A 14,736-nucleotide genomic window follows, 5' to 3' on the forward strand; every position below is an offset into this window, starting at 1 on the left:
TACTAGTACATTCATTTGCGAATATAATAAAAGTTTGAAAACGTAATATTTCAAGTGAAGGTTTCACATTGAAGCTAAACCGAGCTTTGTTCGTATTTCTCTTAGCTACGGTTATAGTTTCTTCTTTCTCAGCGATAGTCTATGCACATAGAAACAAGCCCTTTTCAGTTACTTTTGGAATAGACCAACACAATTTATTAGTAATCTCCATCCCCTTCGTTCTGACAGTAGAACATAACGACAGACTGCCCCCTCTCAACCAATCAACGCGAACGTATATCTGCAGTTTTATCAAGAACAATCCTGGGATTCATTTTAGAGGTATATGCAACAGCCTAAACATCTCCATTGGAGTAGCACAGTATCATCTAGGCCTCCTTACAAAGGCAGGATTGCTTTCAATATTCCGAGACGGACGATACAAAAGATATTTCAAATCAAACAGGTTCACGAAGAGAGAGATGACTATAATTTCTCTTCTTAGACACCAAACTGCAAAAGGAATCCTCTCAATTCTATTGGAAAGAAAATATGTATCGCACAACGAATTGGCTTCTGAACTCTCTATATCTTCTCAAGCTTTGACATGGCAGATAAGCCGTTTGGAGAGAGCTGGGATTATTCAACGAGCAAAAGACAAAATGAAAACGGCTTACTTCCTAAATGAAGCCAAAGCCTTAGCAATGAGACGATGTATCAATTTCCTTGATGCGCGAGCATACAAAAAATAAGGAGCAGAGGATTTCCCAAATCTGCTTAAAAGTGGATATATCACTCGCAAATCTCCATTTTTTCCATATCCAATGAGATACGCCTGAAAATGTTTTATACGTAGCTTTGCCATCAAGTATCTCGCCTTAAGAAGGGCATTGGAAATGAAAGTGTTGACTAATAACGTTAGATATGCGATTAGTGTTCCTAATTTTGGCGACTATTCTCACCCTATCACGCTAGCTGAGTTGGCAAGTGATGCTGAAGAAGCTGGGTGTAGGAGTTAAAAAAAATATTTCTAGGAAAAATGGGTTTTTAACTTCTAAGCTGAAGTTGCCGAATGACTTGTTGAGCCTTTGCCTTGCTCTTCTGGAATCCTTTCATTCTCAATAGTTGGCGTAGCTCCTCGGTTGGATATCCTAATCCGGCGTTTCAGTTCAACCTCGTTGTGGACAAGCCACGATTTGACACCCTTTATTATCCTGCGATGTATCCCGGTGACTTAATTTCTGATTCCATCCTCGTTATGTGGTCTTGGATGAGATCCTCGAGTTTCTTTCGGTGCACTCTTCCCAAATCGATAAGTGCTTTAGGTGTCAGGGCATTTTGCTCACAAAAAAGACTTAATCTTCGGAGGTGAACCTCTGCGGTGATAGGACTCCCGCGTGCGACGTTCGTATACCAACGCTTCACATCAGAATCTCTGAGAAGCCTCGCTTTCTTGCTCATCCTAGCCCTCTATAGATCCTGCAGTGTCGTGGAGTACAAGGGATTCGCTATAAAAGTGTGGCGGGCCCGTGGGGATTTGAACCCCAGATCTCCGGCTTTCACCCATTTCATAGACCGGAGGCTTGCACACCGTAGTTAGTGGTTCGGTGCCTTAATCCTGACTGGGCTACGGGCCCTCACTGCAAAAATCGTATTTTTGAGGATAAAGCTGTTATGTTGTTTCAGGCCTCAATCAGTTCTTCGTTAAGCCACCATGCCTTCCTTTTCCCCCTTTTTTCTCCCGGATAGTATTGGACTATTGGTCTTCCAAGCTGTTTTTTGGATGATTTCTGAATTTTCCGCAATCTGTTAAGGATGAGCCACCGATTTGTTTTTGAGTATTCGGCTAGTTCAGGGGTTGTTGCGCCTTTATAGTGTAAAAGATAGTCTATGATTTTGTGGTCTGTCTCGTCGATGCAGAAAGTATGAGGATTAATTTTTCCCCGCTCATAAGTTAGCACTTCCAGTTTTGCAAGATATTTTTTGATTTCAAAAAATTCAGTTTCCAGCTTACCTACTCGGTTTTCTAATCCTAAAATTTTGTTTGGTCTTGGAATCTTCTGTAGTTTTTCCATAATTGCATCTCGAATGAAAGCGCTTCTTTCACCTTCAGATATGCGTAGAACAAGTTCCTTATAGACTTCCTCAGGAATCTTTGCAGAAACTATCGTAGACTTCATACATTTTCCTCATATTTAGATTAGGAAGTGAATAAAAAATGTTAGTAAGGTGGGACTATTAAAGTAAGAGTTCACGCCGTGCTTAGCTTTGGATGGTTAGGAGAGAGTGTGCTTTTGTTGACATAGCAATAGAGTTTTCTATGTTTATATCTAGTTAAGGTGAGAAGCGGGGATGGTGGTGCACTGGTATGCTTGCTGCTATGCGAGTAGTAAAAAGGAAACTTGTGAAGGCTTGCAATTTCCGAAAAAATCGTCACCGCAGAAGAGGTGGAGATAACGGCGAGACATGAAATTCATCGGCTTAATCATCATGTGAGGCTGGGCAAGCTAAACGAAAAAAGATGAAAAACACTACATCAAATAGTGACGGCTACTAGAAATGCGTGTGCTGCGTTTTGCTATTGTTGGATACCGAGTTTTTTGTAGATTGCCATTCGATTTTCTTCTGTTTTCTTTTTGACTTCTTCGAAGAGGTTGTTGCCATAAGAGTCTATAGCAACCGTTAGAGGACCAAATTCCTCAGCTTCCAATATCCAAAGGGCTTCAGGCATACCCAAGTCGAACCATTCAACAGTTTTTACGGTTTTTAACGCTTTTGCTGCGAGAACTGCAGCTCCACCTGTGAAAGCTCCATAGATGGCGCCATATTTCTGCATAGCGTCAGTCGTGCGTTTACCCATGCCTCCTTTACCGATGATAACACGAGTTTTGAAGTTTTTGATGAATTCGTCTTCGAAGATGCCCATGCGCGTGCTCGTTGTGGGGCCGGCTGCCACTATGGTCCATTTGTCTCCTTCTTTTTTGACTATAGGGCCGCAGTGGAAAACTGCTAAGCCATCTAGGTTTATGGGGAGTTGTTTTCCTTCTTTGTAGAATTGGAGGGCTCTTTTGTGGGCTTGGTCGCGGGCTGTTACTATTGTTCCAGTGACGAATATCACGTCGTTGACTTTCAGTTTTCGAACAGTTTCTTCAGAGATTGGGGTGGTTAGTTTGTATATTGCCATTTTTTTTCACCTCACTTGTGAGTTAAGTATTCAACAAATCCGTCTGGATGGATGCGTGCTGTTGCTCTTCTTGCCGCCCAGCAGTTGAAGGCTACCGCTGCAGGATATGATGCAGGGTGTCTTACAGCATAGTCAACGTTTACACCCAAGACTGTGATTTTGCCGCCGAGTCCCATGGGTCCTATGCCTGTTTGGTTTGCGGCCTCTAAGAGTTCTTTTTCAAGTTTAACTATTTCTGGGTCGGGATTTGGTTGGTTGAGGGGGCGCAGCAAGGTTTTTTTTGCTAGTTTCATGGCGATGTCTGATCCGCCTCCAATTGCTACGCCTAGAATGTTTGGGGGGCAAGGCTTTGCGCCTGCTTTGATTACTGTGTCTATGACGAATTTCTTTAGTCCTTTGATTCCTTCTCCTGGTATTAGCATACTCATTACGCAGACATTTTCTGAGCCACCGCCTTTGGGAAGCACGGTGATTTCGAGGGTGTTGCCGGGTACTATTTCCCAGTTTATGTAAGGGATATTTCTGCCTGTGTTGTCACCCGTGTTTTTCTTTTTGAACGGGTCTACGGCGTTTGGTCTTAAGGGGATTTCGGTTGTGGCTCTTTTGGTGGCTTTGCGTAGGGCGTTTTCGATTTTGTCTAGGTTTTTGATTTCTGCTCCGGCTTTTATGTAAAAGATTATTGTGCCTGTATCTTGGCACATGGGTGTGCGGGTTTTTTCTGCGAGTGCGACGTTGTCGAGGATAGCTTTGAGTTGTGTTTTTCCTGCTTCGCTTGTTTCTTCTCGGTAGGCTTTTTGGAGAGCTTCTTTGACGTCTTTTGGTAATTCTGTAACTGCTAGGCGTAGTAGGTTAACTGCTACGTTTTCTACTGTTTTTTCTAAACTCAAGGGGTCTTTCTCCTGGGTTTGAGAGCTTAGTTGTAAAGGTTTCAGTCTTATAGCTTTTGTGCGCACACGTTTGCCTTTTTGAGGCTTGGTGTGTGCGTCTCTCTTAGACCTCTCTAGATAATATTTGGGTCCAAATAGATTATAAAAGAAACCAAATATGGATCTAAGGATAAGCCATAATCTTCTTCAAAGTTTCCATGTTAAACTTGGTGTTTGCGCAGCCGTTCTTTGTAAGAGGAATTGCTTGCCCGGTCAAGCCAAGGTGTTGGAGATAGTCGTCACCAATTTTTAACTCGTTGCTACAGGCAACGCCTATGATTCCTCCATAACCGTTTTTCTTCAGGATATGAGGAACGCAAGAACTACCTGGAATGACAAAAACGTCGTAGCCCCTCTTCTCCGCTAACTGTGTAGCTTGGTTGACTAGGCAGTCTTCTGAGCAGTGGTTGCAAATGTAAGAGGGCATGTCTGGAATGAAGTTTGCTTGGCAGCGATTATCCATGTATTTACGGGCACAGTGTGGCAGAAGAAGAGCTCGTTTGCTGGTTTTGTGAAATTTTTGCGTTTGGGAAATGTTTCTGACGTATATGTCGACGAGGTCTTCGACGAGCATTAGAGCGTCGGAAACATCCAAGCCGGTGATTTCTTGTATTTTAAATTTTTCAGCTAAATGCCTAGCTTGACCCCCAAGTTTTTTGTGCAGACCTTTTTCGTTAGTTATGTTTGCGAGGTCTCTGAAGAAAGCCTTAGGTATTCTTGAAAGATCGAAGCTAAACTTGTAGGGCATAAGTCTAGATTGAAGCATTCTCCCCTTTAAGACTTTAGCCCTTTATGAGCCAGCTTAGAAAGTTTAAGGTTGAAAAGCAATCTCTTTCCTCAAAACGATATGTACACTTAGTTCTGTTGCCAATGTACTAGCAAAGTTGGTAACTAATGCATTCATATTTCGCCCATATAATGCATTTTTAGTTTTCGCCCTTCCTAAGCTACTTGGAATTCTTCACCTTCTTGCAACAGCATAATCTTGACATTTGAATTGACTTCCACTTTCTTTCGGAAGTCCTCAGGATTTATGTTCCATCGGTGCATGGGTATCGCAATTTTAGGGTTAATTGCTATCGCAGCTTCAGCAGCTTCGACATTATCCATTGTGTATGTGTCTCCGCTTGGAAGCAAAGCCACATCTACATGCCCAAGCTGTCGCATTTCAGGGATAAAGTCCGTGTCCCCAGCATGATAAACAGTTTTGTTCTCAACAGTTATCAAGTAACCAACTCCAAACTCCTTAGGATGATAAGGGTTTCCAGGAGACCTAAAACGCTTATAATTGTAAGCGTCCACAGCTCTAACCCTTATGCCATCTACTGTTGTCTCTTCACCTGGTTTAAGTGTCTTAATGTTCCCGCCAATTTTTGAAACACAGTCTTTAGGAGCAATTATCACAGTGCCCTTCCTGCGAACTTTTTTGATCTTAGATGGGTCACAGTGGTCAGTATGCGAATGAGTCACTAAAATCAAGTCTGCCATTTCAGAGGCTTCACCATACTCCTCCAAGTCAACATAGATAATTTTTCCTTCAGCCCTAATTTGGAAGCTGGCGTGAGCCAACCATTTTATAAAGACAACCATTTTAACATCGCTTTTTGTTATAGTTTGCCAACCTATATTAGTTTTAGAGGCACACGCGCAACTTTGACATTAAAGTTAAGGCTCTATTATCTTTTTGAACTCAAGCGAACAAGCCGAAGCTGAAAAACCCCATCCATAACCAAGCGCCAAAACGACATCACCTTCTACGAATTCATTCTCAGAAACTGTTTTTTCAAGGATAAACGGTAAACTCGCTCCAGCTAAATTGCCATATTCCCTAAGCACCTCAAACGACTCCTCAAGTTTTTCAGGGTGAACTTTGTAGCGTTCAGCTATGAGGTCAAGTATTTTTTGGCTACCAGTGTGAACTGCCAACTTCTTTGCAGCTTTTATAGAGTTTCCAACATTTTCCCCAAACAGCTTCTCAAGGGCCACCGAAATGTATTCTACACCAAGTTTCGGAATTTTTTTGTCCAAATACGAGTAAAAGCCAAACTTGAATGGCTCATTTAAAGCTACAAGTCTAGTGTAACCAGCCAAATAATCCTTTTTTCTAAGATTTGTAACTTCCACAATCTTGTCAACGGACAGCCCGTTTCCCTCGTTTGCCACGATAACACTAGCAACTCCATCTCCGAAAAGGAAAAACTCCATGGTTGCTATCCATTTCCTCAACTCCATACGCCTTCTCTTTTTATGCCTTATCGACTTGACTCTACCGATTCCCATAAGGTCTTTTATGCCCCGCACCTGATTGTAGAACCAATATGAGTTCACTCCAGAAATGCAGAGCAAAACAAAGTCTTTCGGACGCACCGCAAGGTGGTTTCTAGCGAGTTCAAGAGCCTTAGTGAAGGCTGTGCAAGCCATTCCTTGAACATTAATAATTTTAATGTAAGGATTGAAACCAAGTTTCCGAATCAGAAGCTGGCTGAGACCTGGACACAAGAATGGGTTCACATCGTAAGCCACTACAAAATAGCCTATATCTTTAACAGAGAGACCAGCGTCTTCTAGAGCTTTTTCACAAGCCTCCAAACAAAGATCAACGATACCACTCTCGCTCAAAATTGTCTCCGATTTTAACGGCGAATCAGCATAGTTGACTAAGTGTCTAGTTGAGACTCCTAAGTTGAGTATGTTCTGATTAACGACTTCGGGAATTTGGCATGGAAAAGCTTCTATAAGCTCCTCTGTTGAAAGCTCATCTTTAGGCACAGCCGTTGACAATCGTAATATCTGCATGTCAGATAGAAGGATAAAATAAGTCATAAAAAGATTTTTGAACAAACAGAGAGAAATGAAGAAGGCGAAATAAACTTAGATTGGCATACAAAGTCTCTTTCTGGTGAAAGTTAAGTAATACCTAAAGATGTAGGCTGTTGTTATTACGTGTCCATTTCGCCGACGCCAAGCAACTGCTTTAGCGACTGTACCTCCTCTCTTAACATGCCGATTTCGCTTTCCAAAGCAGTAGCCTTTGACTCCGCCATTTTTTTTAGTCCGTCAATCTCCAATAGGAGGTTTGCTCGTTCGGTTTCCAAAGTTTTGAGTTTTTCCCTCAGGTTTTTCAGCGTATTCACAAGTTCTCCCTCAATTCCTTTAATCTTCTCAGCAACACCTTTTATGCTTATCTCTTTCTTCTCCTCTTCTTTTTTCATACCAGCACGAAACTTGTTTCCACACTCTGGGCATTCAAACATTCCAAAAAAAATCTCGGTTGCACCGCCCGGTTTAGAAGTTTTTCTTGATACAGACCATGTCTTGAAGGGGACGTCAACTTCAGCTCCACACTTTGGACAGTTAGTCAAGACATACCGCTCCAATCTAACTAGGTAATTCTATGCTAAAATGTTTTGGTATACGTAAGGCCGCAATTTATGACGCAAAAAACCAAAAAAAGGGAAACGGTGGAGACTAGATGCTTATTATGAATGAGAGTTGTTCCACAAGTTCTTTGTAACGATTCCTTATTGTTACTTCCGTCACTTGCGCAATCTCTGCAATTTCCCGCTGTGTTTTTCTTTCTCCTGTTAAGACCGACGCGATGTAACTTGCGGCTGCAGCGATACCCGTGGGGCCTCTTCCAGAGGTTAATCTCAACTCTTTTGCAGTTGCCAAGATTTTATGAGCTATCTCTTCCACCTTGCCCTGCATCGTCAACTGATTTGAGAACTTCGCGATATATTGGCTTGGCTTAAGCGGCGGAATAAAGTAATCAAGCTCTCTAATTAAGAAACGGTAGCTACGCCCAACTTCTTTCTTACTGATGTTTGAAGCCTGCGCAATTTCTTCTAAAGTTCTTGGAAGACCACACTGTCTACATGCAACGTATATTGCGGCTGCAGTTACACCTTGAATGGATCGACCGCGAATGAGACGCTCCTTTACAGCTTTTCGGTAAATTACAGAAGCGGTTTCAATAATGTTCTTGGGTAAGTTGAGGTTGTTGGCGATTTTGCTGATTTCCGAAAGCGCAAAAGCTAGATTACGTTCAGTAGCGTCTGAAACTCGAATACGTCGTTGCCACTTTCTAAGACGATAGACCTGTGCCTTTTGGCCAGGTGAAAGACGCTTACCATAAATGTCTCGGTCATGCCAATCAATCATAGTAGACAAGCCTTTGTCATGAATCGTATACGTTAACGGCGCACCTACCCGTGTTCTTTTAGCGCGTTGCTCTTGGTCAAATGCTCTCCATTCAGGTCCTCTGTCCTGGAGCTTTGCGGCGATGACAATGCCGCAATCCATACAAACTATTTCAGCAGTTTCATAATCACGTATAAGGCGGTCGCTTCCGCATTCGGGACATTTTCGTATTTTTACTGGTTGTGGGGAAGCAGTGGTGGATGTAGAGCCTCTTTTATCTCCCATATTTTCTCTTCTCCTTTCTCCTTCTAGCAGAGGGAATTGTATATAATGTATTTCTAATCAGCCGTTGTGGCTCTGATGTTACAGGTTTTACTGAGACGTAAGGTTGGGAAACCGGACCGAAAACATCAAAAACTGTGCCAACGAATTTTAGGTTTTCATCTACAACTTTGTTGCCGATTTTTGGCGAATTTTCTGCTTTTAGAATTAGATTCCGACTTGAACTTACGTGAAGCACACGGCCTAAACGCTTCAACTTTTCTGGATCCCCCTCACAAAAGGACAGAAATTTCAAAAACCGCGCCTTATTTAAACCTTGTGCAACCGAAAAACTTAAAAGCCAAAAATTGCTGCGCAAAAAAAGGAAAAGGCATTGGATTAAAAACAAGAAATCATCAATTTTAAGGAAGTTCTAACTCGCCCAGCGAGTGTAGTGTTCCAGAGCTTTATGGGTTGCCGTCTGTGTAACTCTGAAATATCATCGAGTCAAGCAAATACCTTTTCATCATCCGGCAAGAAAATAGAAATACAAAAGAACAAAATAAATGTAATGTTCTAAAGAGGAAAAAGATTTGCAAAAGCAGAAGAAGGCAATTGTTTGGCCAGTCAATTTCGATTCTTCCAAGACAAGAAAAGAAGGACGAAAAGTTCCGAGGAGCGTTGCGGTTTCAAACCCGAACTTAGCAGAACTTCAAAGAGCGGCAGAACAGTTAGGACTAAAGCCGGAAGCCGAAGTAAACGCCGCTCATCCAGCAGTTCCTTGGCGAAAAACTGGACGGATATGGGTGCAGAAAAGTGGGTCAAAAATGCAAACTTTACTGAAAATTGCTAAAGAGATAGTGACTATTCGGCAGCAAGCGAAAAAATGAGAACTCTTACTTTTTTGTTTCTTTTGGCATTAAAATAGCGTTTATTAGACCATGCTGTCCAGGACGTGAGGTTACTCGTGCAAGTCCTAGCTTTGTTTCTATGATTGTTCCTTTTGTGATTACACCGCGTCTGTCGTAGTCTATACTAGCTGGGTTTTGCACCACACGCAAAATCTCTGTTTTTTCTGTTTTTCCTGTTGCTGGGTTGGAAATGCTCGCTTGTTTTTCGCTGAAGGCTCGTGTTTTTAGGTTGCCCCCTCGTCTGCGAATTTTTTTTAGTTTTCTTTCACCCAGCGTGGTTTCTGTTGGAAAAGAGCCTCGTTCAAAGCGGCGCTTTTTGCGGTGAGATCGTTTGCGACCGCCTGAAGGTTTCTTTTTGTGTGAATCGCCGTGCCAAACAGACAATTTTATATCTCCATTGGAAACTTGATGAGACTACCTAAATTCGACATATAAGCTTAGCGCTATTTCTCTTCTTTTTCTTTTGACACGTGTTCGGCGGATTCAAACACCTTTTTAAGCTGATGTTTTTTAAGTTGCCGTTTCATAGTGCGTGGGTCGTGGCTTAGGCGAAGGCAGTCCGCGAAAAATGGGGTCGTCCGTAGAACCTTTTTCCGATCTATACGTTCCCGCGTAATCAGTCCTAATTCCTCTAGTTGTTTCAGATGACTATAAACATGGTGACCGCGGACGTTTAGCACTTGTTTTTGGGAGATCGGTTGCCTGTAAGCGATATAGGAAAGCGTTTTCAATGGACCAGGTGTCAGGAGGGGATGTACGTAGCCACGCATGGCTAGTCTCTGTACTAGTGGGGAGTGCTCTGCCTTTAGCTGCATTACAAAGCGTTCATCTTCGTATTCTAGTATTTCCAAACTCATGTTTCGATTGTCATACTCTTCTTTTAGAGTGCGTGCTAGCTGTTTTACTAGGTTCTTGGAACGTGTCCTAATTATAGAACCCAAAGTTTTCAAGTCTAGCGGTCTTCCCGCGACGTACAATGCGGCCTCTATCAACGCTAGACGCTGTTTCTGCTTCTCCATTTCGGGCGATGTTGCCTCAGGCGACGCTTGCTCCATTTCCTTCAACAACTGCCGCTCCATTTACAGAAATGTAGATTTCACCAAACTCCTCCTTCTGCCAGAGCAGAACTTTTTGTCTTTGAGCTAGAAAGAGAAGAAGAATAAAGGTGCGGATTGCTTCAACCCTGTCCTTGCCTAGCATAAGTTTTGTGAAGTTTAAGAACGGCTTTCCTTTGGCGAGGCGAAGCATTTTACTGTACAGCTTCTCCATTAAAGTTTCGATTTCCATTAAATAGCGGTCAATTTGTGGCAAGATGTCGGTTGGCGGCGGCAGAATAGGCTCTAAGCGAGGCTTTAATGGTAATAGTTTTTCACCTTTCAAAACTGAGTCTAGAGCTCCTAGCAGTTGTTCAATTGTGGTGGAGGTCAATTCGTATCGTAGTGGGAGGAAAATCGGTGGTGGGATAAATTCTGGTGGAAGTTTAGGTGGAGCGAGCGGCTCTTCGAGCTTTAGCAGAAGCTTCGACTTCATCAGATATATAAAAGCGGAAGAGTCCAAAGCTACGCCTGACGCGCGGAAATCAACTTCGCCTTGTTTCTGCATTTCATCCAAAAAAGATGCTAGCAGGAAGGATATATTGACTTTCCAAGGCTTTACTTTCTCAAGCTTGTGAATTTCAAAGAGAATATTCCAAGGGGGTTGCAGATAGAAAGGCTTTTGCATGGACACTAGGCTTTAGCCTCCGTGAACATGGTAGAAATCACGTTGGAGACTCCGTTGCGTTCATAAACTCCGTAGATTTTTTGGGCTTTGTTAACCATTTCAGGCTTCAATGTAACTGCTATGAACTGAGACTTTTCTGATTCTTCTGCCAAAAGCTCTCCGAGTTTAGCAATGTGGAAAGCGTCTAAGTGGGCGTCAACTTCGTCGAGAATGTAGAATGCGGCAGGCATAAACTCTTGTATGGCAAGCAAAAATGCAACTGCCGAAACTGATCTTTCTCCGCCGCTGGATCCGCTTACGAGCAAGGGTTGTTTGTTGGGGAACTGAACTATCATGTCGATACCCCCAGCGAACGGTTCTTCGAGGTTCTCTAGCTTCAACTCTGCATGACCGCCGTCTGTTACTTTTGAGAAGTATTTTTCTAGGTTTTTGTTTGTTTTTTCGAAGGCTTCCATGAATATTGTGCGTTTCTTGCGTTCAACTTCGTCCATGAAGGTGATTATAGCTTGTTTTTCGCGTTCCAGTTCATTCATACGTAGTGACAGTTCTTTGTAGCGTGATATTTGTTCAGCGTAGTGGGAAAGAGCAAGCTGGTTAACTGCTCCTAAGCGTTCCAGTTCAAATTTCATCATTCTGAGAGAAGTTTCGGCCTCTTCAAGTTGTCTAGGAGTTATAGGTATTGCTTTGTCATAGCCGAATTCTCTCAACTGCCGTTTAAAATTGTTCAGCTCTAGCTGTGATGTTTGAAGTGAAAGTTGAAGTTGATTGCACAAACGGTCTGCAAGTTCATATTCAGAATCTATCTTTTTGAGTTCTTTATCAATGTCGTCAATTTGAGCAGTGAATTTCTTTGCTTCCTCTCTTGCACTCAGGACAGTGCGAGAAAGTTCCTCTCGAGACTTTTCAAGCTTAAGAAGTTCTTCTTTTAGCTGCTCCCTCTCGTGTAATGCCTCATCTACTTCTTTTTCAACAATTGTAAGCTGTTTTTCCACTTTCCTAAGTTGAACTTTTACGTTTTCGTAGCCTAACTTCAAAACGTTGACATATTTAGATTGCAAAGTTGACAGTTCTGTTTCGATGCTTCCCAGGTTTTGTCTAAACGCAATAATATTCTCAGCCAATTTGTCCCTTTGAACTTCCAACTCTTGAATGTGCGTTGGGTCGGTTTTACGCCTCAAATCAGCTAATTTGCCACGTAGCTCCTGCATCTCTTTTCGGATTGCACGACGTTGAGTTTTTTGAATCCCAATTTCCATATTTTCCTTTTCCAACTTCTTTTTAATGCCTTGAGTGTAAAAGCCTATTCGTCGAATGTTTCGTTTTGTAATTTTAACGCTCTTTCTCACTCTAACTATTTCAGCACCGAGAGTGGCTATGGCTTCGGATAATCTTGTTATCTCACTTCTAGTTCGTTCTATTTCTTCTTCGAAAAATGAAATATCTTTTCCTCTTCTCGCTAAATGTTCTTGAAGGGCTCTCACTGCTTCATCTAGGTTTTTGATAGCAGTTTCGCTGGGAATTATAGTGGAGAAATCGAGAGGTGCACGGAAAAAGCCGCTTTCCAGCCCTCCACCAGTTTCATAAATATCTCCGTCAATCGTTACACTTCTATACCCGTTTCGACAAACACCTAACGCTGTCTTATCATTCCTCGTAACAAGCGTGTCGCCAAAAACAAAATCAACAGCCGGCTCATGTTCCTTCGCACACTTCACAAAGGCCGTCGCCAACCCTTCTACATTTCTTATTTCCGGCGGATTCACAACTTTTCTCGTTGACCCTTTCACTGGAATAATTTTAATTCTACCCAGCTTTAAACGTCTTATTGTCTCAGCACACGTAAATGCAGCGTCGAAATCACGCACCACAAGGGCGTCCAGCCAATCGGCCCCAGCTGCTTCCAAAGCTTTTCTGTAGCGTCTCTCAATTTTGATCAAGTTTTTAAGACGACCATAGACGCCCGAGATGACTCCGAGCGCGCTTAATTCTTCAATGTTTCTCAAGGCGTTTTCTTCCGAGGCGATTGTTTCGGCGATTTCGCGCTGGGTTGCAAACTCAACAACAGCTTCGCGTGCTGTGCCAGCAATTTTTCCTGCTTCATCAATTTCTCGTTCAACTGCTTCTCTCTGTATACCTCTTCGTTCAAGCGACTTTTGCAGATTATTCAGATGCGTCTTCTGTTCCTTTTGAACCTCCCTCAAGTCGGTGAAGGATTTTTCAAGCTCTTCTAGATTAGCAGTGAATCTCTCTTTTCGAGTTTTCAGATCGCTTAGTCTACGGAGTAGAACTTTCTGGGATGTTTGCTTTCGAGCATAGTCAGCTTTTAAATCAGCAAGTTCTTGATAAAATCTATCAAGTTGCTGTTCGGTTTCTCGAATTTCTTTACTGTTTTCTCCAATATTTCCCCACAGCTGCGTAGTCTCGTTAGCAAAAGTATCGTGTTCAACTTGCTTAGCGTCAATCTCCTTCAACAACCGCTCTCGTTTTCCTTTTAACTGTCGCATTCTCTTACGACTTTTATCTATTTCCTCCCGCATCGAGTCGCGCCGCTGAACGTTGTTCTCTCTAACTTTCTTCAAACCTTCAAGAGTGGTTGTGCCTGCGCCAATCTTTGTTGAAAGTTCAGTAAGTCTCGATTTCAGATCTCCTATTTTGATTTGAACTTCAAGGACTCGTGAACCGCCTTCCTCCACCATATCTGAACTAAGCCTTCTCCACTCGCCCTCAATCGAACGGCGATGACCCCGCATATCATCGCGCACTTGCCGTAGGTTTTCAGCTTTACCCCGAGCTTCGTCAAGTTTTGAAGAGATTTCCGCAAGTTTCTCTTCAGTGACTGTGATTTGGTGAGAAAGTTTCATCGCTCCAAATCGCTTTATCTCATTTTGTATGAAGTTGTATCGAAGCAACTCGTTTCTTTCTCTTTCAAGATCGTCAACTCGCTTCTGCACTTCATCAATTCGTCCCATGGCAGTTCGAATTGAAATCTCAGCTACTCGAAGTTTTTCCTCCGCTTCTGCCTTCTCAGAATCGTACTGGGCAATGCCAACCAGGTCTTCAATAATTTTCCGGCGATCTTTTGAAGAAATATCTGTCATGCGAGTAATTGTGCCCTGCAATATTATGTTGTGACCAGTTGATGTGATTCCAGCTATGGAAAGCATGTTGTGGATGTTTGTTCTTGAAATTCTTCGCCCGTTAAGTCGGTAGACACATTGCCCGTTTCTGAAAACCTCTCTAGAAATCGTTACAGTGCTTGTGTCTATAGGTATGCGTCCATCTTTGTTGTCGAATTGAAGCACAACTTTAGCCGATTTCGCTTTTCCTATTCCTGCATCTGGAGAACCATGGAAAATCAGTTTGGCTAGGTTTTCAGCGCGCATTCTCCTCGCGCTAAGTTCACCCAAAACAAATAGAATTGCGTCCACGATGTTTGTTTTCCCACTGCCGTTTGGTCCTGTTACGACTGTGAAGCCCTTGTCTATTGTGACAGTTACTGTTTTTGGTCCAAAAGATTTGAAGCCTTTTAATTCGATTTTTTTGACATAGGGCATCTTTCTGAGGTCGCTCCACCGCCTTCTGGCTTTCAAGCCAGTCTATTGGCTAGAGTTTC

The 14,736-nt window shown here is 42.6% G+C and carries 16 protein-coding genes and 1 tRNA gene; 2 read left to right on the forward strand and 15 right to left on the reverse strand.

The window, feature by feature from the left end:
* Positions 1–68 precede the first annotated feature (68 nt).
* Entirely contained in the window at positions 69–731 is a 663-nt protein-coding gene (locus OEX01_04150) for a winged helix-turn-helix transcriptional regulator (GenBank protein MDH5448180.1), read from the forward strand.
* A gap of 457 nt (positions 732–1,188) precedes the next feature.
* Here the strand turns inward: OEX01_04150 and OEX01_04155 are convergent, their stop codons facing one another.
* The 11 genes from OEX01_04155 to OEX01_04205 form a co-directional block, all read right to left on the reverse strand.
* Entirely contained in the window at positions 1,189–1,440 is a 252-nt protein-coding gene (locus tag OEX01_04155) for a hypothetical protein (protein ID MDH5448181.1), read from the reverse strand.
* 58 nt (positions 1,441–1,498) lie between these two features.
* Positions 1,499–1,616, reverse strand: a tRNA-Arg gene (locus OEX01_04160).
* Between the two features lie 45 nt (positions 1,617–1,661).
* Positions 1,662–2,159 (reverse strand): ribbon-helix-helix domain-containing protein, encoded by a 498-nt coding sequence (locus OEX01_04165; protein MDH5448182.1) that lies wholly within the window; start codon positions 2,157–2,159, stop codon positions 1,662–1,664.
* Between the two features lie 398 nt (positions 2,160–2,557).
* Positions 2,558–3,163: a FumA C-terminus/TtdB family hydratase beta subunit gene (locus OEX01_04170; GenBank protein ID MDH5448183.1), complete on the reverse strand. Its 606-nt coding sequence runs from the start codon at positions 3,161–3,163 to the stop codon at positions 2,558–2,560.
* Positions 3,164–3,174: 11 nt separating this feature from the next.
* Positions 3,175–4,050 carry a fumarate hydratase gene (locus OEX01_04175; protein ID MDH5448184.1) on the reverse strand — a complete coding sequence of 292 codons (876 nt, stop codon included), beginning with the start codon at positions 4,048–4,050 and terminating at the stop codon, positions 3,175–3,177.
* 163 nt (positions 4,051–4,213) lie between these two features.
* Positions 4,214–4,855, reverse strand: coding sequence for a DUF116 domain-containing protein (locus OEX01_04180; protein ID MDH5448185.1), 642 nt, complete (start codon positions 4,853–4,855; stop codon positions 4,214–4,216).
* Positions 4,856–5,031: 176 nt separating this feature from the next.
* A complete protein-coding gene (locus OEX01_04185) occupies positions 5,032–5,679 on the reverse strand; it encodes an MBL fold metallo-hydrolase (protein MDH5448186.1) in 648 nt (215 codons plus the stop codon).
* 75 nt (positions 5,680–5,754) lie between these two features.
* A complete protein-coding gene (locus tag OEX01_04190; protein MDH5448187.1) occupies positions 5,755–6,870 on the reverse strand; it encodes a hypothetical protein in 1,116 nt (371 codons plus the stop codon).
* 158 nt (positions 6,871–7,028) lie between these two features.
* Positions 7,029–7,451 (reverse strand): keratin, encoded by a 423-nt coding sequence (locus OEX01_04195; GenBank protein ID MDH5448188.1) that lies wholly within the window; start codon positions 7,449–7,451, stop codon positions 7,029–7,031.
* Positions 7,452–7,557: 106 nt separating this feature from the next.
* Positions 7,558–8,514, reverse strand: a complete 957-nt coding sequence (locus tag OEX01_04200) for a transcription initiation factor IIB (protein ID MDH5448189.1) — start codon at positions 8,512–8,514, stop codon at positions 7,558–7,560.
* Positions 8,504–8,806, reverse strand: a complete 303-nt coding sequence (locus OEX01_04205) for a Gar1/Naf1 family protein (protein ID MDH5448190.1) — start codon at positions 8,804–8,806, stop codon at positions 8,504–8,506. The genes OEX01_04200 and OEX01_04205 overlap by 11 nt, the downstream gene beginning before the upstream one ends.
* A gap of 277 nt (positions 8,807–9,083) precedes the next feature.
* Here OEX01_04205 and OEX01_04210 point away from each other — a divergent pair, with 277 nt between their 5' ends.
* A complete protein-coding gene (locus OEX01_04210; GenBank protein MDH5448191.1) occupies positions 9,084–9,380 on the forward strand; it encodes a signal recognition particle protein Srp19 in 297 nt (98 codons plus the stop codon).
* A gap of 6 nt (positions 9,381–9,386) precedes the next feature.
* Here the strand turns inward: OEX01_04210 and OEX01_04215 are convergent, their stop codons facing one another.
* Genes OEX01_04215 through OEX01_04230 form a run of 4 tightly spaced genes read right to left on the reverse strand, consistent with a single transcriptional unit; the run spans position 9,387 to position 14,713 of the window.
* Complete coding sequence (locus OEX01_04215; protein MDH5448192.1) at positions 9,387–9,785, reverse strand: 30S ribosomal protein S8e; 399 nt, start codon at positions 9,783–9,785, stop codon at positions 9,387–9,389.
* A gap of 59 nt (positions 9,786–9,844) precedes the next feature.
* Complete coding sequence (locus OEX01_04220; protein MDH5448193.1) at positions 9,845–10,456, reverse strand: SMC-Scp complex subunit ScpB; 612 nt, start codon at positions 10,454–10,456, stop codon at positions 9,845–9,847.
* Positions 10,437–11,129, reverse strand: a complete 693-nt coding sequence (locus tag OEX01_04225) for a hypothetical protein (protein MDH5448194.1) — start codon at positions 11,127–11,129, stop codon at positions 10,437–10,439. Before OEX01_04225 ends, OEX01_04220 begins: the two co-directional genes overlap by 20 nt.
* Entirely contained in the window at positions 11,129–14,713 is a 3,585-nt protein-coding gene (locus tag OEX01_04230) for a chromosome segregation protein SMC (GenBank protein MDH5448195.1), read from the reverse strand. Before OEX01_04230 ends, OEX01_04225 begins: the two co-directional genes overlap by 1 nt.
* Positions 14,714–14,736: the final 23 nt, after the last annotated feature.

This window comes from Candidatus Bathyarchaeota archaeon (assembly GCA_029882535.1).
GTDB lineage: Archaea > Thermoproteota > Bathyarchaeia > Bathyarchaeales > SOJC01 > JAOUKM01.